Origin of the sequence: Streptomyces sp. NBC_01463, assembly GCA_036227345.1 — a bacterium.
Lineage (GTDB): Bacteria > Actinomycetota > Actinomycetes > Streptomycetales > Streptomycetaceae > Streptomyces.
In genome coordinates this window covers 2,255,136-2,272,751 of the sequence record CP109468.1, presented here as the reverse complement: position 1 = coordinate 2,272,751, position 17,616 = coordinate 2,255,136, and the positions used below count along the sequence as shown (strand labels likewise).

Sequence of the window (17,616 nt, the reverse complement as noted above, 5' to 3'; positions counted from 1 at the left end):
CGTAGGATGGTGCGTATGGCTAAGACCGGTACGACGACCCAGGGGCTGCGCGCGGCGATCGAGCGCAGCGGCTACTACCCGGCCCTCGTGGCCGAGGCGGTGGAGGCCGCCGTCGGCGGTGAGCCGGTCGCTTCGTACCTGGTGCACCAGGAGACCACCTTCGACTCCAACGAGGTGCGCCGCCACGTCACGGTGCTGGTGCTCACCGACACCCGTTTCATCGTCAGCCACACCGACGAGCAGAACGCCGACACCAGCTCCCCGACGCCGTACGCCACCACCTCCACCGAGTCGGTCAAGCTCGACCGGATCTCCTCGGTCGTGGTCAGCCGGGTCGTGGCCAACCCGGAGAAGTACGTCCCGGGCACCCTGCCCCGCGAGGTCGTCCTGACCATCGGCTGGGGCGCGGTCTCCCGGATCGACCTGGAGCCCGCCGCCTGCGGCGACCCCAACTGCGAGGCCGACCACGGCTACACCGGCAGCTCCACCGCCGACGACCTGAGCCTGCGGGTCAGCGAGGCCGGCGACGGCCCCGACACCGTGCGCCAGACCCTCGCGTTCGCCCAGGCGCTCTCCGAGGCCACGGCCGCGACCGCGGCGGCCGGCCGCTGATGGTCCAGCCTTCCTGGCAGGACCCGGTACTGCTGCCCGTCGACACCGCTCCCGTCCCGGAGTACGGCAGCGGCTCGCTCGCCGACCTGCTGCCCACCCTCGTCGCGGGACAGGAGGTCCCCGGCTTCACGGCCGCGATCCCCGAGCTCACCCCCGCCGACCGGAACTGCGTCTTCCTGATCGACGGCCTCGGCTGGGAGCAGATCAAGGCGCATCCCGACGAGGCGCCGTTCCTGCACTCCCTCCTGCCCACCTCGCGCGGCGGCACGGGCCGCCCGATCACGGCGGGCTTCCCGGCGACGACCGCGACCTCGCTGGCCTCCGTCGGCACCGGGCTGCCGCCGGGCGAGCACGGACTGCCCGGCTACACGGCCCGCAATCCGGAGACCGGCGAGCTGATGAACCAGCTCCGCTGGAAGCCCTGGACGCCGCCGAAGGTCTGGCAGCCCTACCCCACCGTCTTCCAGCTCGCCGACGCCGCCGGAGTCCGTACCGCTCAGGTCTCCGCCCCCACCTTCGAGCAGACCCCGCTCACCAAGGTCGCGCTCAGCGGCGGCTCGTTCCTGGGCCGGCTCACCGGCGAGGAGCGGATGGACGTGGCCGCCGAGCGGCTGGCCGCCGGTGACCGGTCGCTGGTCTACACGTACTACAGCGAGGTCGACGGCAAGGGGCACCGCTTCGGTGTCGACTCCGACGCCTGGCGCGGTCAGCTGATGTACGTCGACGGGCTGGCCCGGCGCCTCGCCGAACAGCTCCCGCCGCGCACGGCGCTCTACATCACCGCCGACCACGGCATGATCGACATCCCGTTCGACGAACAGTCCAGGATCGACTTCGACGAGGACTGGGAGCTGGGCGCGGGAGTGGCCCTGCTCGGCGGCGAGGGCCGGGCCCGTCATGTCTACGCCGTGCCGGGCGCCGAGGCCGATGTGCTGACCGTCTGGCGCGAGGTGCTCGGCGAGCAGTTCTGGGTGGCGAGCCGTGAGGAGGCCGTCGAGGCGGGCTGGTTCGGCCCGCGCATCGACGAGCGGGTGCTGGGCCGGATCGGCGACGTGGTCGCGGCGGCCCACGACGACGTGGTGATCACCGCCTCGCGCAACGAGCCGCACGAGTCCGCGATGGTCGGCATGCACGGCTCGATGACCCCCGTCGAGCAGCTCGTCCCGCTCCTCGAAGTACGCTCGTAGGCCCTGCCGTTCCACTCCGCCGCCCTCCCCGCTCCGCCCGTTCCGAAAGGTGTTCGACCCCTCATGCCCGAGCTTGTGTTCTTCTCCGGAACGATGGACTGCGGAAAGAGCACGCTGGCGCTGCAGATCGCGCACAACCGGTCGGCGAGAGGCCTGCAGGGCCTGAACTTCACCCGGGACGACCGGGCGGGGTCGGGGAAGCTCTCCTCACGGCTCGGCCTGGTGACCGAGGCGGTCGAGGCGGTGCAGGGCATGGACCTGTACGGCTATGTCGTCGACCGGGTGTCGCAGGGCGGCCGGGTCGACTACCTGATCGTCGACGAGGCGCAGTTCCTGGAACCGGTGCAGATCGACCAACTGGCGCGGGTCGTCGATGACTTGGACCTGGACGTCTTCTCCTTCGGGATCACCACCGACTTCCGTACGAAGCTCTTCCCCGGCTCACGGCGGCTGATCGAGCTGGCGGACCGGGTCGAGACGCTGCAGGTGGAGGCGATGTGCTGGTGCGGCGAGCGGGCCACGCACAACGCCCGTACGGTGGGCGGCGAGATGGTGGTGGAGGGCGAGCAGGTCGTCGTCGGTGATGTGAGCAGCCCGGCCGAGGAGGTCGGCTACGAGGTGCTGTGCCGGCGCCATCACCGCCGCCGCATGACGAGCGGTTCCGTCCACGCCGGCGCGCTCTCGCCGGACGTCCTGCCGGTGGCCTCCGACTGAGGGGCGCGGGCCCGGCCGGCCGTGGTTCACGGGGCGGCGACCCCTGGAGATCTGGATCTTGGGTCGCATAGGGTTGCCGGCATGGGGCTGCAGCTGGTTCAGGTGAATTTCAAGGCGCGCGACGACGCGGCGCTCGGCGGGTTCTGGGCGAAGGCGCTCGGCTGGGGAGTCTCCAGTGAGGGCCCCGGTGTCACCAACATCGAGCCCGTGGGCTTCGACTGGCCCGACCCCACCGCCGTCTGCATCGATGTCGTGAAGGTCCCGGACCCCGGGACGGTGAGGTACCGCGCGCGCCTCGATCTCGCCACCACCTCCGAGGACCATCGCGCGGAACTGGTCGCGCACCTGACGGAACTCGGCGCGAAGCCCGCCGGTGCGAGCCCCGGCGACGTGCCGTGGACCGTGCTGACCGACCCCGAGGGCAACACGTTCCGGGTGCTGGAGCCCCGGGAGATCTACCGGGACACCGGTCCGATCGCCGCGGTGGTCGTCGAATGCGCCGAACCGCGCGCCATGGCCCGGTTCTGGGGCGAGGCGGTCGACTGGACCGTCCACGAGGAGACGGACGACCACGCGCGGCTGCGCTCCGCCGAGGGTGTCGGGCCGTACCTGGAGTTCGTCCGCACGTCCGAGGAGGATGCCGTGTGGACCCGCGTCCATCTCGACGTGCTGCCGTACCGCGGTGACGACCGGGAGGCGGAGGTGGCCCGGCTGAAGGCCCTCGGCGCGAGGACCGCCGACGTCGGCCAGGGCGACGTCTCCTGGGTGGTGCTGGCCGACCCGGCGGGCAACGAGTTCTGCGTCCTCGGCCGGGGCTGAGAGCGGACCCGCCCCGGCCTGGCCGCTCTCAGCGCCCCGCCGACCGCACAATCGTGAACGCCGCGCCCTCCGGATCGGCGACCGTGGCCACCCTGCCGCTGGACCCCTCCCGGGGCGGCTGCAGGATGTGCCCACCGAGCTCCACCACGTGCTGGGCGGCCTCGTCCGTGTCCGCGACCTCGAAGTACGTCATCCAGTGCGGCCCCCGGTCGCGCGGCAGGGCATGGCCCACGCCGTGGATCGAGGCCACCGGGCGGCCCCCCAGGTGGAGGGTCTGGTAGTCGAAGTCCGCCGAGACGACGGCCTCGGTCTCGTAGCCGAACACCGCCTGGTAGAACTTGGCGACCGTCGATGTCTCGCGGGTCACCAGCTCGTTCCAGACCGGGGTGCCCGGCTCTCCGGCGAGCGTGGTGCCCAGGTGCGCGGCCGCCTGCCAGATGCCGAAGACGGCGCCGCCGGGGTCGGAGGCGATGGCCATCCGGCCCGCCTCCCCGGCGTCGAGCGGTCCGACGCCCACCGTGCCGCCGCAGGCCCGGATCGCCTCGGCGGTGAGATCGGCGTCATCGGTGGCCAGATAGGTCGTCCAGGCGATCGGGAGATGCCGGTCGGGCGGCAGCTGTCCGATGCCGGCGACCTCCTTCCCGTCGATCAGTGCCCGGACATACGGGCCGAGCTGCTCGGGGCCGGGCCCGAACTCCCAGCCGAACAGTTCGGCGTAGAAGTTCTGGGTCGTGTGCAGGCCGTGCACGATCAGGCTCACCCAGCAAGGTGTTCCGGGTGTACGCCGAGCGGCAGCCTCGGTCATCGTCACTCTCTCCTCGGACCATCGTGGTGGCCGTACGGGGGGAACGGAGCCGGCGCGCCGTTGTGCGGTACGGGATGTGTACGCCCCGTGCAGATGCTTGCACCACCCGGCGCGTGATGCGCCCCGGCCGCGCCGCTTTTTCCGTGATCTCGACAGACGAGGTCCGGTTTATTGCGGTATATCCGTTTCGGCGTTGTTACGGGTGGGCCGGACTCTGCGCGAGGATGGCACGCATGAAGCCCATCATCTCCGCATCCGAATGCGCGAGCGAGTCGGCGGGGCCACGTCCGCCGGTGCTCCTGGACGTACGTTGGCAGCTGGGCGGCCCGCACGGCCGGCCCGACTACGAGGCCGGACACCTGCCCGGCGCGGTCTTCGTCGATCTGGACGCGGAACTCGCCCGCCCGGCCGGTGACGGCGGCCGCCACCCCCTGCCCGACCCGGAGGAATTCGGTGCGGTGATGCGCCGCGCCGGGGTCCGCGGGGACAGTTCGGTGATCGTGTACGACGAAGGCCAGGGCTGGGCCGCGGCCCGCGCCTGGTGGCTGCTGCGCTGGACGGGGCACCGGGACGTCCGGGTGCTGGACGGCGGCCTCGCGGCCTGGACCGGCGAGCTGTCGAAGGAGGCCCCGGCACCCGCCGAGGGCGACTTCGTGCCCGTCCCCGGCGCGCTGCCGCTGCTGGACGCGGACGGCGCCGCCGCCCTGGCCCGTTCGGGCCTGCTGCTCGACGCACGGGCCGCCGAGCGCTACCGCGGCGATGTGGAGCCGATCGACCGGGTGGGCGGGCACATCCCGGGGGCGGTCTCGGCCCCCACGACGGAGAACGTCGCAGCGGACGGACGTTTCCTCCCCGCCGAGCGGCTGGCCTCCCGGTTCTTCGACCTGGGCGCCGCCGAGGGAACGGGGGAGGTCGGCGTCTACTGCGGCTCGGGGGTCTCCGGGGCCCATGAGGTGCTGGCGCTGGAGGTCGCCGGGTTCACGGGCGCGCTGTATGCGGGCTCCTGGTCGCACTGGACGCGCGACGCGTCCCGGCCGGTCGCCACAGGTCCCGAACCGCAGTAGCCGGCCCGCCGGGCGGCACCGTTGCCGGAGGTTCCGCCCCGGCAGCGCACGAGGGCCCGTACGCGCCTGCGTACGGGCCCTCGTCATGCTGCGGTCACCCGGGCTCTCAGTCCTGCTTCTTGCGGCGCGTGCCGAAGACGATCTCGTCCCAGCTCGGCACCGCGGCCCGGCGTCCGGGCCGGACCCCGTCCGCCTCGGCCTGCCGGTCCGTCGTCCCGGTGAGCCGGTCGCGGTGACCGGCGACCGCACGCGGCATCAGGACGTCCGCGTAGGCGGAACCCGCGCCCGCCGAAGCCGCCGGGGCCGGCGGCTCCTCGGCCTCGGGCTCCTGCGCGGCCGGCTCGATGGCCGGCGGCTCGGGCGGAGACGGCCGTTCGGGGACGACCATGTCGCCGCGGAAGCTGGGGACCGCCTCCAGCAGGCTGGTCAGCGAATCCCGCTCGCTCGCGGTGACCCCGCCGATGCGCTCCTCCGGCTCCGGGGCCGGAGGCGGCGCGGGGCGCTCCATCTGACGGTCGAGGGCGCGGTCCAGCGGCCGGTCGCGCGGCAGCCGGGCGATCCGGGGGACGAACGGGAAGCTGGGCTCGGGCGCCGCGACGTCGTCGGTCTCGCCGATCAGCGAGCGCGCCTCGTCGTCGACGGCCTGGACCAGCCGGCGCGGCGGGTCGTACGTCCAGCTCGCCGAGTGCGGCTCGCCGGCGACCCGGTACACCAGGAGGACCTCCCAGGTGCCGTCGTCGCGGCGCCACGAGTCCCACTGGACGGTTTCCTTGTCGGCGCCGCGCAGCAGGAGGCGTTCCTGCACCGCTTCGCCGAGTTGAGGGCCGGTGTTCTCGCCGGGACGGCGCACAGGAGTCTTCCGGGCCCGCTCGGCCATGAAGGCGCGCTCCGCGAGCACGGGGCCCTCGAAGCGGCGGACACGGTCGACCGGAATTCCGGCGAACTGAGCGACCTCCTCCGCGGAGGCACCGGCTCGTATCCGGGCCTGGATGTCGCGGGGGCGGAGGTGGCTCTCCACCTCGATCTCGATCTGGCCGAGCCGCGCGCGGTCGTTGCGCACGGCGGCTCGCAGCCGCTCGTCGATCGGAAGCGTGTACTCCGTGCTGTCCGCAGCCTTGAGCACCAGTCGTGTGCCGTCGTTGGAGACGGCCACGACACGCAGTTCGGGCATGGGGACCTCCCGGGTGGTGCCTGCCGACGTCACGTGCGTCGCTGCTTCCGCTAGTCGAGTGTGGCCTGCCCGGGTGCAGCCTGCCACAACATTGCCGTGTTGCCCGGCGTGTCGGGCGTGAGCCCTTGATCGCCGGTATGACACGGTGACCTCTTGCGCAACGCAAAGTGACCGATGGTCACTCCGCGTAGCCGGCCCCCGTGCGATGCCGCGGCGCCGCCGGATCGAGTGCCTCCTTCGGCCCCCTCCCGAAGGTTCCGGACTTCCGTGCGGGAGTCCGGCCCCAGGGCTCGCCACAGTACTCCATTCGGGCCATGTGGGTGGACCGCCGCGCCGCCGAACTTCTCGTGAGGCACGGGAGTTGAGGTACCCCGCAGAACGCCGTACGCCCCTCCCGCGTGTCCTGCTTCACAGAATCACCGTAAACGGAACTATCCGCTTCGCTCAAATGTCCCTTGTTGTTGCATGGTGGGAGAGATGTCAATCAAGGGCTGGAAATGGTGCAGAAGCCGGAAAGTGACATAGAACCCAGAGAGAGGCGGATAGATCTGAGCCTGCCCCAGGTGGCGGGCAGTGCGGTGGCGGCGGTCGCGGCGGCGGTGGCGGCCTCCCAACTGGGCGTGTACGGGACGATTCTCGGCGCCGGGGTGATGAGCATCGTGGCCACCTGCGGGGGCTCGGTCTTCCAGCACTTCTTCCGCCGCACGGGCGAGCAGATCCGCGAAGTGACGGTCCAGGTGAAGCACCCGGGCCGCGAGGTGACCGTGCACACGCGCCAGACGCGTGACGGCGGGGACCCGGACGCGGAGTGGGAGACCGCCGGCACCCGGGTCGCGCTGCGCGAGGCGGCCGGATCGGCCGATGCCACCGTGATGCTGCGGCCGCCGGACGCCACGACCGTCCTGCGGCGGGTGGACCCCGCCGATCTGCCCGGCAGCGAGGCGCGGAAGGACGCCGAGGCCACGGCCCTGCTGCGGCCGGTGGACGCCACGACCGTGCTGCGCAAGGTGACCGCCGACCCGGACCGTACGCAGCTGATCGGGGCGGCCGACGGAACCCGGCGGCTCACGACGGTCCCGGCGGCCGCGTCGCCCGAGGACGACGCGTTCTCGCAGGCGACCACGCACGGCACCCGGATCCGCGGCTGGAAGCGCTCGGCGCTCGGCGCCGCGGTGGTGTTCGTCGTCTCGATGATCGGGATCACCACGTTCGAACTGGTCTCCGGCAACGATCTGAGCGGCGGTCAGGGAACGACCGTCGGCTCCGTCGTGCGCGGCGAGCGGGGTTCGGGCGGTTCCTCCGACCCGGCGCCGGCGCCGAGCACCGGCCAGGACCAGGACCAGGACCAGGACGCCACGGACCCGGGCCAGGACAAGGACAAGGGCAAGGACACGGAGCAGGGCACCGACCCGCAGGACGGGCGGAGCACGAGCCCGGATCCGGACCGCGGCGGCAGCTCCACGGAGCCGACGCCCACGCCCACCCCGTCGGAGACCTCCGGCGAGGACGCGGACCCGTCGACCGCGCCCGCCCCGCCGACCCCGGGCGACGGCGGGAGCGCCACGCCCGGTCCGACGGACACCGGCAGCGCCCCGGCGCAGGAGAACCGCGCACCGGCCGGCACCGGCACCGGTGAGTGAACGGACCGGACAGCGCATCCCACCGGAAGCCGTCGGCCTCCGCCCACGATCGGGGCGGAGGCCGACGGCTTCCGCGTGACGGGGCCGGCGTCAGTCGCCCAGGACCCGGCGCAGGTAGTCGTTGGCGAACAGCCGGTCCGGGTCCAGCCGGTCCCGTACGGCGGTGAACTCGCCGAACCGCGGGTACACCCCGGCCAGGTACGCGGCGTCACGGGTGTTGACCTTGCCCCAGTGCGGGCGGCCGGCGTGGGCGGTCATGATCCGCTCGACCGCCGTGAAGTACGCCTGGTAGGGCGTGCCCCGGTACAGGTGCACGGCGATGTACGCGCTCTCGCGGCCCGAGGCCGTGGACAGCGCGATGTCGTCGGCTGGGGCGGTGCGCACCTCCACCGGGAAGCTGATCCGCAGCGGGGAGCGGTCCACCATCGCCTTGAGCTCGCGCAGCGCCTCTACGGCCGCCTCGCGCGGCAGGGCGTACTCCATCTCCACGAACCGAACCCGGCGCGGGCTGGTGAACACCTTGTACGGGATGTCGGTGTACGTGCGCGCCGACAGGGCGCGGCTGGAGAGCTTGGCGATCGACGGGATGGTGGCGGGGACCGCACGGCCGAGCGAGCAGGCCACCTGGAAGACGCCGTTGGAGAGGAGCTCGTCGTCGATCCAGCCGCTGACCCTGCCGGGCGGCGCCGCGGGGCCCGCGCTCCGGTTGTTGCGCTTGGTGTTGCAGTTGCCCGTGTGCGGGAACCAGTAGAACTCGAAGTGCTCGTTCTCCGTCACCAGCTGATCGAAGTCGGCCGTGACCTTGTCGAAGGTCATCGGCTCCTCGCGGGCCGTCAGCAGGAAGACCGGTTCGACGGCGAGGGTGATCGCCGTGATGACACCCAGCGCGCCGAGCCCGATCCGGGCGACGGCGAAGATGTCGGGGTTCTCGTCCGCCGAACAGGTCAGCACCGTGCCGTCGGCGGTGACCAGCTCAAGGGCGCGGATCTGCGCGGATATCGACGCCGAGTCGCGGCCGGTGCCGTGGGTGCCGGTCGAGGTGGCCCCGGCGACCGTCTGCTCCATGATGTCGCCCATGTTGGTGAGCGAGAGGCCCTCGCGGGCCAGCGCGGCGTTGAGGCGCTTCAGCGGGGTGCCGGCCTCGACGGTCACCGTCATCGCCGCCCGGTCGATGTCACGGATGCCGGTGAGCAGATCGGGGCGGATCAGCAGCCCGTCGGTGGCCGCGGTCGCGGTGAACGAGTGGCCGGTGCCGACCGGCTTCACCTTGAGACCGTCATCGGACGCGCGGCGCAGCGCCTCGGCCAGTTCGTCCACGGAGGCGGGTGACACGGTCCGTGCCGGACGGGCGGTGACGTTCCCCGCCCAGTTACGCCACGCGCTCGTCGTCGTCCGTGCGTAGGTGTCGGTCATCTTCCCCGCGCCCTTCCGTAGGAACCGGCCCTCTGAGCCGGCGGTACCCCAGGAACGCCACCGCGGCCGCGAGCGCTCCCGCCACGGCGGGCACCGCGTACCCCGCCTTCGCCCCGGACGCGTCGACCACCCAGCCCGCGGCCGAGGAGCCGAGCGCCACACCCACGGCGAGCCCGGTGCTGGTCCAGGTCATGCCCTCGGTCAGTCTGGTGCGCGGTACGTGCTGTTCGACGAGAGCCATCGTGGTGACCATCGTCGGTGCGATGGCGAGGCCCGCGACAAAGAGCGCCACGGCCAGGAACGGCAGGCTCCCGGCCAGTTGGAGGGGGATCATACTCACGGCCATCGCACACACTCCCACCAGCCACCTCGTGGACGCCTTCCCCTTCAGGCGCAGCAGGCCGAACACGGCCCCGGCGAGGCAGGAACCCAGCGCGTACACCGCCAGCACCAGGCTCGCCGCGGCCTTGTGGCCCTGCTCCTCGGCGAAGGCCACCGTCACCACGTCGACCGCCCCGAAGATGGCGCCGGTCGCCACGAAGGTGATCACGAGCACCTGCAGACCGCGCGAGCCCAGCGCGGAGCCCCTGGTGTGCCGGGCGTGCGGATGCGGCACCGGTTCGGTGGCCCGCTGCGCGGTCAGCCAGAAGACCCCGACCAGCAGGAAACCGGCGGCGAGCAGCGGGCCCGCCTCGGGGAACCAGGCGGTGGAGAGCCCGATCGAGATGATCGGGCCGAAGATGAAGCACACCTCGTCGACGATCGACTCCCAGGCGTACGCGGTGTGCAGCTGCTGCGCCCTGCCGCGGTAGATCTCCGCCCAGCGGGCCCGGACCATCGACCCGACGCTGGGCACGCATCCGGCGCCCGCGGCGAAGACGAACAGGGTCCAGTCGGGCAGCCGCTGCTGCGCGCAGACCAGCAGCCCGGCCACGGCCGCCAGCGCGACGAGCGTCACCGGGCGCAGGACCCGGCGCTGGCCGTGCCGGTCGACCAGCCGCGACACCTGCGGTCCGACCACCGCGGCCGACATCGCGAGCGTCGCGGAGAGCGCGCCCGCCAGCCCGTACCGGCCGGTGAGCTGGGACACCATCGTCACCACGCCGATGCCCATCATGGACAGCGGCATCCGGCCGAAGAAACCGGCTGTTGAGAACCCCTTGGAACCGGGGGCGGCGAAGATCGCACGGTAGGGACTGGGCAAGGGGAACTCCGATACGGCGTGCTCACACGCGGTGTCAGGGGTGAACGTGGCCGATACAGCTTACGGGCGGGCCGGCGGACCCGACAGCGGGATTCCCGGCCGGACCGCCGGGCGGATGTCGGTGGGAACGGGGCCGGGGCCGGGTGGCAGGATCGGTGTCATGTCCGATCTGCGCGATCCCGCTCCCTACGACGCCCTGCTGCTGCTCTCCTTCGGAGGCCCCGAAGGACCGGACGACGTGGTTCCGTTCCTGGCGAACGTGACCCGCGGCCGGGGAATCCCCGAGGAGCGGCTGAAGGAGGTCGGCAAGCACTACTTCCTCTTCGGCGGCGTCAGCCCGATCAACGCCCAGAACCGCGCGCTGCTCGACGCCCTGCGCAAGGACTTCGCGGATCACGGGCTCGACCTGCCGGTGTACTGGGGCAACCGCAACTGGGCGCCGTACCTGACCGACACCCTGCGCGAGATGGTCCGCGACGGACACCGCCGCATCGCCGTCCTGGCGACCAGCGCCTACGCCTCGTACTCCGGCTGCCGGCAGTACCGGGAGAACCTCGCCGAGTCGCTGGCCGCCCTGGAGGCCGAGGGTCTGCCGGTCCCGCGCGTCGACAAGCTGCGGCACTACTTCAACCACCCCGGCTTCGTCGAGCCCATGGTGGAGGGGATCGTCGCCGCCCTGGCCGACCTGCCCGCGGACGTGCGCACGGGTGCGCGGCTGGCCTTCACGACGCACTCCATCCCCACCTCGGCGGCCGACTCCTCCGGACCGGTCGGGGCGCACGGCGACGGCGGTGCGTACGTGGCCGAGCACCTGGACGTCGCCCGGCTGATCGTGGCGGCGGTGGCCGAGCGGACCGGCGTCGAATACCCCTGGCAGCTCGTCTACCAGTCGCGCAGCGGCGCCCCGCACATCCCGTGGCTGGAGCCCGACATCTGCGACCACCTGGAGTCGCTGCACGGCGACGGGGCCCCCGCCGTGGTGATGGCGCCCATCGGATTCGTCTCGGACCACATGGAGGTCCTCTACGACCTCGACACCGAGGCCGCCGCGAAGGCCGCGGAGCTCGGCCTGCCGGTGCGCCGGGCCGCGACCGTCGGTGCCGACCCGCGGTTCGCCGCGGCCGTGCGCGACCTGGTGCTGGAGCGGGCCGCCACCGAACAGGGACGCGACCGGGAGCGGTGCGCGCTCGGGGCCCTCGGGGCGAGCCACGACCTCTGCCCGGTCGGCTGCTGCCCCGCCCGGGCGCTCAAGCCGGCCGCCGCCGGCGCCGACAGCCCCTACGCGTGACGCGCCACCGCCGACCCGCCCCGTACCCCCTCATCCCCTTGGGAGCGCCGTGACCGACCCCCTGCTGTCCGAACTGCTCGACCTCGCGCTGGACGTCGCCCGTCGCGCCGGTGCGCTGCTGCGCGACGGCCGCCCCGCCGACCTGGGGGTGGCCGCGACCAAGTCCAGCCCGGTGGACGTCGTCACCGAGATGGACATCGCCGCCGAGAAGCTGATCACCGGCTTCCTGGCCGAGCGCCGTCCCGATGACGGCGTCCTCGGCGAGGAGGGCGCCAGCTCCGAGGGCACCAGCGGCATCCGCTGGGTCATCGACCCGCTCGACGGCACCGTGAACTATCTCTACGGGCTGCCCACCTGGGCCGTCTCCGTCGCCGCCGAACGGGACGGGGAGCGGGTCGTGGGCGTGGTGGAGGTCCCGATGCGCCGGGAGACCTACCACGCGGTCGTCGGCGGCGGTGCGTACGCAAAGGGCGGGGCGTACGGCGAGGGTGCCCGGCTGCGCTGCCGGCCCGCGCCGCCGCTCGCGCAGGCGCTCGTGTCGACCGGATTCAACTACGTCGCCGACGTCCGCGCGCACCAGGCGGACGTGGCACGCGTGCTCATCCCGAGGCTGCGCGACATCCGGCGCGGCGGCTCCGCGGCGATCGACCTGTGCGACGTGGCGGCGGGCCGGCTCGACGGCTACTACGAGCGCGGCCTGCACCCGTGGGACCTCGCGGCCGGCGACCTCATCGCCCGGGAGGCGGGCGCGCTCACCGGCGGGCGGCCCGGTCTGCCCGCCGACGGCGGACTGGCGGTCGCCGCGTCACCGGGCGTCTTCGAACCCCTCCAGGCCCTCCTGGAGGAACTGGGCGCCTGGCACGACTGAGCCCGCCCCCGCGGCGCCCGCGCACACCGCTGTACGGGCCGTGGGCGCCACCGGAACCAGGAAGGCCCCGCAGGTGCCGATGCGGCACCGCGGGGCCTTCCTGCGACAGCTCAGACGCTCGAGGCGCCGATGTGGACACCGTGCTCCGCCGCGAGGCGGTGCAGGTCGTCCAGCTCGCCCTGCTCGACGTCCGCAAGGAAGTCGTCGCCCGTCTCGCGGGCTTTCGTGAGGTCGGACTCGGTGGTCTGGATGCGTTGCAGCAGACCTGCGGTGAAAGCGTCCATGAAGCGCCCCCTCATCGTGGGTCGGTGGCACGGGGGTGTGCCCGGGTTTCCCTCCGCCGAAGCGGTAGGGCGGGTGATCACGCAATCTCCGGGGGACGGAGGGGCCTGTGGCACGCCACATACGAGACGTGATCGCGGGTGTGAATTCGTCCTCCCCGGCCCAACCCTCAGAGAAACCTCAACTGGCCCGGGAATCCGCCGGTTTCCCGGAAGCCGCAGGTGGGGCCGCGCCGTCTTACCGCCGGTTTATACGTGTTACGGGCAGGATGGAGCCGCACGGCCCGTGCCGAGGCGTGGTCCGGATCACGGTCCGCGGGCCCGTACGGCCGTTTTGAAGACCTGTTGTGAAGTTCTAAGGAAGGAAGCGCCGTGCGCGTACTCGTCGTGGAGGACGAGCAGCTGCTCGCCGATGCGGTGGCCACCGGATTGCGCCGCGAGGCCATGGCCGTCGATGTCGTGTACGACGGTGCCGCGGCCCTGGAGCGCATCGAGGTCAACGACTACGACGTCGTGGTCCTGGACCGCGACCTCCCCCTGGTGCACGGGGACGATGTCTGCCGCCGGATCGTCGAGCTGGGCATGCCGACCAGGGTGCTCATGCTCACCGCGTCCGGGGACGTCAGCGACCGTGTGGAGGGGCTTGAGCTCGGCGCCGACGACTATCTGCCCAAGCCCTTCGCCTTCAGCGAGCTGACGGCCCGGGTCCGGGCCCTCGGCCGCCGTACGACGGTGGCCCTGCCGCCCGTCCTGGAGCGCGCGGGAATCAAGCTCGACCCCAACCGCCGCGAGGTCTTCCGGGGCGAGCAGGAGGTCCAGCTCGCCCCCAAGGAGTTCGCCGTGCTGGAGGTCCTGATGCGCAGCGAGGGCGCCGTCGTCTCGGCCGAGCAGCTCCTGGAGAAGGCGTGGGACGAGAACACCGACCCGTTCACCAACGTGGTCCGGGTGACCGTCATGACCCTGCGGCGCAAGCTCGGCGAGCCGCCCGTGATCGTCACGGTGCCCGGTTCCGGATACCGGATCTGACGCCGGTGCCCACTGTCCCGCCGCCCGTGGCGGCGCCCCCCAAACCCACCTGGGAGCCCAAGCAGCAGGAGCCCCCGTACCCCTGGCTGCGCCCGACCATCCGGATACGTCTCACGCTGCTGTACGGCGGCATGTTCCTGATCGCCGGCATCCTGCTGCTGTCGATCATCTACATGCTGGCCGCGCAGGCCCTGCACGTGGGCAGCGAACTGCCGTTCAAGATCGTCGACGGGCATGTGTCCAGCGAGATCTGCAACCTGCTGGGGGAGGGGAGCTCACCGAACGCCGTCAACTCAGCGATGAACTCCTGCGTCAACCACCAGCGCCAACAGGCGCTCGACACGCTCCTGAACCGCTCGCTGCTGGCCCTCGTCGGCCTGAGCGTCATCGCCTTCGCCTTCGGCTACGCCATGGCGGGACGGGTGCTCTCGCCGCTGGGCCGGATCACCCGCATCGCACGCCGCGTGGCCGGCACGGACCTGTCCCGCCGCATCGAGCTGGACGGGCCGGACGACGAGCTCAAGGAGCTGGCCGACACCTTCGACGACATGCTGGAGCGGCTGGAGCGGGCCTTCACCGCGCAGCAGCGGTTCGTCGGGAACGCGTCGCACGAGCTGCGCACGCCCCTGGCCATCAACCGCACGCTGCTGGAGGTCCACCTCTCCGATCCCGCGGCGCCCCCGGAGCTCCAGCAGCTCGGCAAGACGCTGCTGGCCACCAACGAGCGCAGTGAGCAGCTCGTGGAGGGCCTGCTGCTGCTCGCCCGCAGCGACAACCAGATCGTCGAGCGCAAACCCGTCGACCTGGCCGAGGTGGCCTCCCGCGCGCTGGACCAGGCGCGGGGCGAGGCCGAGGCCAAGGGCGTGGAGATGCGGGCCGAGCTGGCCCCGGCCGTCGTCCAGGGAAACGGCGTCCTGCTGGAGCGGATCGCGCTGAACCTCGTACAGAACGCGGTGCGCTACAACGTCGCCGAGGACGGCTGGGTCGAGGTCACCACGGAGCTGATGCCCGGACAGGCGCTGATGGTCGTCACGAACACCGGACCCGTGGTGCCCGCCTACGAGATCGACAACCTCTTCGAGCCCTTCAGGCGGCTGCGTACGGAGCGGACGGGCAGCGACAAGGGGGTCGGTCTCGGCCTGTCGATCGCACGCTCCGTCGCGCGCGCTCACGGAGGCCGTATCATCGCGGAGCCCCGCGAGGGCGGTGGCCTTGTGATGCGCGTCTCACTGCCGGTCTGAGAGGCCGGGCGAGGCGTGGTGCGCATGGATTATTTTTGTTCGCTTTGAGCGGAATTTTCGGGACGCGGTCCCGGAGGATCCGTGTGTGATCGATCACAGGAGCGAATTTCCGCCCATCCACACTCCGTGATCAGGCATCCCTTCGGAAATCCGGCGATAATCGGGGTTTTCGGGGCCCAATATCACGGGAAGTACACGGGGTGGCGCCTGTAATGGACGCCGCCGGGACCGTGTACGGTCCCCATCGCCACCCAAGCCGATCACTCTCGAGCGGTCCTTTTGGGTGTCGATTGAGTAACAGACCTTGATGTGAGGCAAAATCTCCGCCTCGGGTCGGGCACAAGTCCGGCCTCTCACGCGTTACGTGCGCTGAGACACCGCAGACACCCAGAGGGGGAGAGCGACAATGGCAACGGATTACGACACCCCACGCAAGACCGACGACGACGTCGATCAGGACAGCCTTGAAGAGCTCAAGGCTCGCCGGAGCGACAAGACGGCGTCCGCCGTCGACGTCGACGAATTCGACGCGGCCGAAGGACTGGAGCTGCCCGGCGCAGACCTGTCCAACGAAGAACTGGCCGTGAGGGTCCTGCCCAAGCAGGCCGACGAGTTCACCTGCATGAGCTGCTTCCTCGTGCACCACCGCAGCCAGCTGGCCCGCGAGAAGAACGGCCAGCCGATCTGCCGCGACTGCGACTGAGGTCCGGTCGGCCGTGGCAGGGGACACACCGTTCCGGAAGCGGCGCATCCGGCGCAAGAAGGGGCCGGAGGCGCAACAGGGCGGGACAGGCCCGGCAGAGGGCGTGACAGCGCCTGCCGAGCAGTCCGCCCTGCCACCCACGCCGGGCGAACAGGATGACGACGGGCGAGGCCGGCCGGCCTCGCTCGAAGCAGTCGAAGCAGCTGTCGCGGCCATCGAGGCGGCTGCGGAAGTCGACGCGGCCGACAGGGCCGGACAGGTCGACAGGACGGAGCCCGTGACCGGGGCAGGCCGTCTGAAGTCAGTGAAACGGGGCGTACGCAAGGGCGGGGAGAGCGCCAAGGCCGCGATCGGTCATATCGCCGACCTGATCATCGATATCGCTCCCCGCGTCCCCGTACGCGACCTCGCCACCCTGCGCCGGCACTTCCCGGGCCTGGGGCCCGAGGAGATCGCCGACCGGCTCATCGCCGGCGCGAGCAAGGGCACCGCCACCGTCGGCGCCGGAATCGGCGCCGCGGCCATGATGCCCGTACCGCCCGCCATGCTCGCCGAGCTGGCCGCGGAGATCACCGGTGTGGCCGCGATCGAGATGAAACTCGTCGCCGAGCTGCACGAGGTCTACGGACTGCGCCCGCCCGGCACCCTCGGCCAGCGCTCCACCGCCTACCTCACGTCCTGGACGGAGGAGCGCGGTATCGACGTCACCCACCCGACGACGGTCAACGCGGCCCTCGGCGGCCAGATGAAGCGTGAGCTGCGCCAGCAGATCATGAAGCGCACCGTGCGCGATCTGCCCAACCTCATCCCGTTCATGATCGGCGCCGCCGTCGGCGCGATGATGAACCGCCGTGACACGAGGAAGCTCGCCGAACGGATCAGGAAGGACCTGCGCGAGCGCCAGATCCCCTGGGACCGCCTTCCTGAGCTCCCGCCGCTGGAACGCCCGGCGCTTCCGTACACGCGCTTCCCCGAGGACCCCGAGGCCCCCAGGCCCCCGAAGGGCTGAGACCCGCTCCGGCGGCCGTACAGCACCCGCCGAGGCCGTGGGAGGAGACCGGCAGGGCTCCCGGGATCAGCCGGCCGGGACCGCCGCCTTCAGGGCCGCCACCAGTGCCTCCGGCTCACGCGTCGACAGGTAGACGTACGGAGTCGGGTCCTGCGGGTCCGTGATCTCCACCCGCACTGCCGTGGGGATGTAGCTGCGCAGCAGCATGAAGGCCCGGGTGTCCGCCTTGTACGAGCGCCAGGCGCGCGCCTCCTCGGCGTCCAGCACCTCGGCCTCGCCGAGCGCCGATACGGGGATCCGCGCGTCCCCCGCGACCAGGGCGCCGGCCACCACCCGGATCCGGGCGGAGCCGTACGAACTGACCGCCACCGCCGACAGGGCGGTGCCGCCCGCGAGACCGGCGAGCAGGGGCAGGGTGCCCAGTGGCAGCAGCATCAGCGCGCACGCGATGCCGACCAGGGTGGCGATGAGCCACCACGAACGGGGCGCGGTGAGACGTTCGTCGAACGGCGGGGTGGAAGGCTGCATGAACCCAAGCTTGGCACGGCGCGACCTGCGGGTACCCGCGCGG

Annotated in this window: 18 protein-coding genes; 12 read left to right on the top strand and 6 right to left on the bottom strand. The window is 71.9% G+C overall.

The window, feature by feature from the left end; translation table 11 throughout:
- Positions 1-15 precede the first annotated feature (15 nt).
- The 4 genes from OG521_09895 (at position 16) to OG521_09880 (ending at position 3,332) form a co-directional block, all read left to right on the top strand.
- Complete coding sequence (locus OG521_09895; protein WUW21084.1) at positions 16-612, top strand: DUF5998 family protein; 597 nt, start codon at positions 16-18, stop codon at positions 610-612.
- Entirely contained in the window at positions 612-1,799 is a 1,188-nt protein-coding gene (locus tag OG521_09890) for an alkaline phosphatase family protein (GenBank protein WUW21083.1), read from the top strand. Before OG521_09895 ends, OG521_09890 begins: the two co-directional genes overlap by 1 nt.
- A gap of 63 nt (positions 1,800-1,862) precedes the next feature.
- On the top strand, positions 1,863-2,513 hold the full coding sequence (locus OG521_09885; protein ID WUW21082.1) for a thymidine kinase: 651 nt from the start codon (positions 1,863-1,865) through the stop codon (positions 2,511-2,513).
- Positions 2,514-2,594: 81 nt separating this feature from the next.
- Positions 2,595-3,332, top strand: a complete 738-nt coding sequence (locus OG521_09880) for a VOC family protein (protein ID WUW21081.1) — start codon at positions 2,595-2,597, stop codon at positions 3,330-3,332.
- A 28-nt stretch (positions 3,333-3,360) separates the two neighbouring features.
- Here OG521_09880 and OG521_09875 read toward each other — a convergent pair whose 3' ends face one another.
- On the bottom strand, positions 3,361-4,137 hold the full coding sequence (locus tag OG521_09875; GenBank protein ID WUW21080.1) for a VOC family protein: 777 nt from the start codon (positions 4,135-4,137) through the stop codon (positions 3,361-3,363).
- A 233-nt stretch (positions 4,138-4,370) separates the two neighbouring features.
- Here OG521_09875 and OG521_09870 point away from each other — a divergent pair, with 233 nt between their 5' ends.
- A complete protein-coding gene (locus OG521_09870) occupies positions 4,371-5,201 on the top strand; it encodes a sulfurtransferase (GenBank protein WUW21079.1) in 831 nt (276 codons plus the stop codon).
- Positions 5,202-5,307: 106 nt separating this feature from the next.
- On the opposite strand, the gene sepH is transcribed toward OG521_09870, so the two are convergent.
- Positions 5,308-6,372, bottom strand: coding sequence for a septation protein SepH (sepH, locus tag OG521_09865; protein WUW21078.1), 1,065 nt, complete (start codon positions 6,370-6,372; stop codon positions 5,308-5,310).
- Positions 6,373-6,869: 497 nt separating this feature from the next.
- On the opposite strand from sepH, the gene OG521_09860 reads away from it, so the two are divergent.
- Positions 6,870-8,012, top strand: a complete 1,143-nt coding sequence (locus OG521_09860) for a hypothetical protein (protein ID WUW21077.1) — start codon at positions 6,870-6,872, stop codon at positions 8,010-8,012.
- Positions 8,013-8,102: 90 nt separating this feature from the next.
- Here the strand turns inward: OG521_09860 and OG521_09855 are convergent, their stop codons facing one another.
- Positions 8,103-9,425: an FAD-binding protein gene (locus OG521_09855; GenBank protein ID WUW21076.1), complete on the bottom strand. Its 1,323-nt coding sequence runs from the start codon at positions 9,423-9,425 to the stop codon at positions 8,103-8,105.
- On the bottom strand, positions 9,382-10,629 hold the full coding sequence (locus OG521_09850) for an MFS transporter (GenBank protein WUW21075.1): 1,248 nt from the start codon (positions 10,627-10,629) through the stop codon (positions 9,382-9,384). The genes OG521_09855 and OG521_09850 overlap by 44 nt, the downstream gene beginning before the upstream one ends.
- A gap of 160 nt (positions 10,630-10,789) precedes the next feature.
- Here OG521_09850 and OG521_09845 point away from each other — a divergent pair, with 160 nt between their 5' ends.
- Positions 10,790-11,917 carry a ferrochelatase gene (locus OG521_09845; GenBank protein ID WUW21074.1) on the top strand — a complete coding sequence of 376 codons (1,128 nt, stop codon included), beginning with the start codon at positions 10,790-10,792 and terminating at the stop codon, positions 11,915-11,917.
- Positions 11,918-11,966: 49 nt separating this feature from the next.
- The gene (locus OG521_09840) at positions 11,967-12,785 is read left to right on the top strand and encodes an inositol monophosphatase (protein ID WUW21073.1); all 819 of its coding nucleotides are present in this window, start codon (positions 11,967-11,969) and stop codon (positions 12,783-12,785) included.
- A 110-nt stretch (positions 12,786-12,895) separates the two neighbouring features.
- Here the strand turns inward: OG521_09840 and OG521_09835 are convergent, their stop codons facing one another.
- Positions 12,896-13,069: a hypothetical protein gene (locus OG521_09835; GenBank protein ID WUW21072.1), complete on the bottom strand. Its 174-nt coding sequence runs from the start codon at positions 13,067-13,069 to the stop codon at positions 12,896-12,898.
- A 369-nt stretch (positions 13,070-13,438) separates the two neighbouring features.
- Here OG521_09835 and OG521_09830 point away from each other — a divergent pair, with 369 nt between their 5' ends.
- The 4 genes from OG521_09830 to OG521_09815 all read left to right on the top strand — a co-directional run bounded on the left by OG521_09830 (position 13,439) and on the right by OG521_09815 (position 17,045).
- The gene (locus OG521_09830) at positions 13,439-14,092 is read left to right on the top strand and encodes a response regulator transcription factor (GenBank protein WUW21071.1); all 654 of its coding nucleotides are present in this window, start codon (positions 13,439-13,441) and stop codon (positions 14,090-14,092) included.
- Between the two features lie 5 nt (positions 14,093-14,097).
- Positions 14,098-15,333 carry a HAMP domain-containing histidine kinase gene (locus tag OG521_09825; protein ID WUW21070.1) on the top strand — a complete coding sequence of 412 codons (1,236 nt, stop codon included), beginning with the start codon at positions 14,098-14,100 and terminating at the stop codon, positions 15,331-15,333.
- Between the two features lie 406 nt (positions 15,334-15,739).
- Positions 15,740-16,036, top strand: a complete 297-nt coding sequence (locus OG521_09820) for a DUF4193 domain-containing protein (GenBank protein ID WUW21069.1) — start codon at positions 15,740-15,742, stop codon at positions 16,034-16,036.
- Between the two features lie 13 nt (positions 16,037-16,049).
- Positions 16,050-17,045 carry a hypothetical protein gene (locus OG521_09815; protein ID WUW21068.1) on the top strand — a complete coding sequence of 332 codons (996 nt, stop codon included), beginning with the start codon at positions 16,050-16,052 and terminating at the stop codon, positions 17,043-17,045.
- 66 nt (positions 17,046-17,111) lie between these two features.
- Here the strand turns inward: OG521_09815 and OG521_09810 are convergent, their stop codons facing one another.
- Positions 17,112-17,573, bottom strand: coding sequence for a DUF3093 domain-containing protein (locus OG521_09810; protein ID WUW21067.1), 462 nt, complete (start codon positions 17,571-17,573; stop codon positions 17,112-17,114).
- Positions 17,574-17,616: the final 43 nt, after the last annotated feature.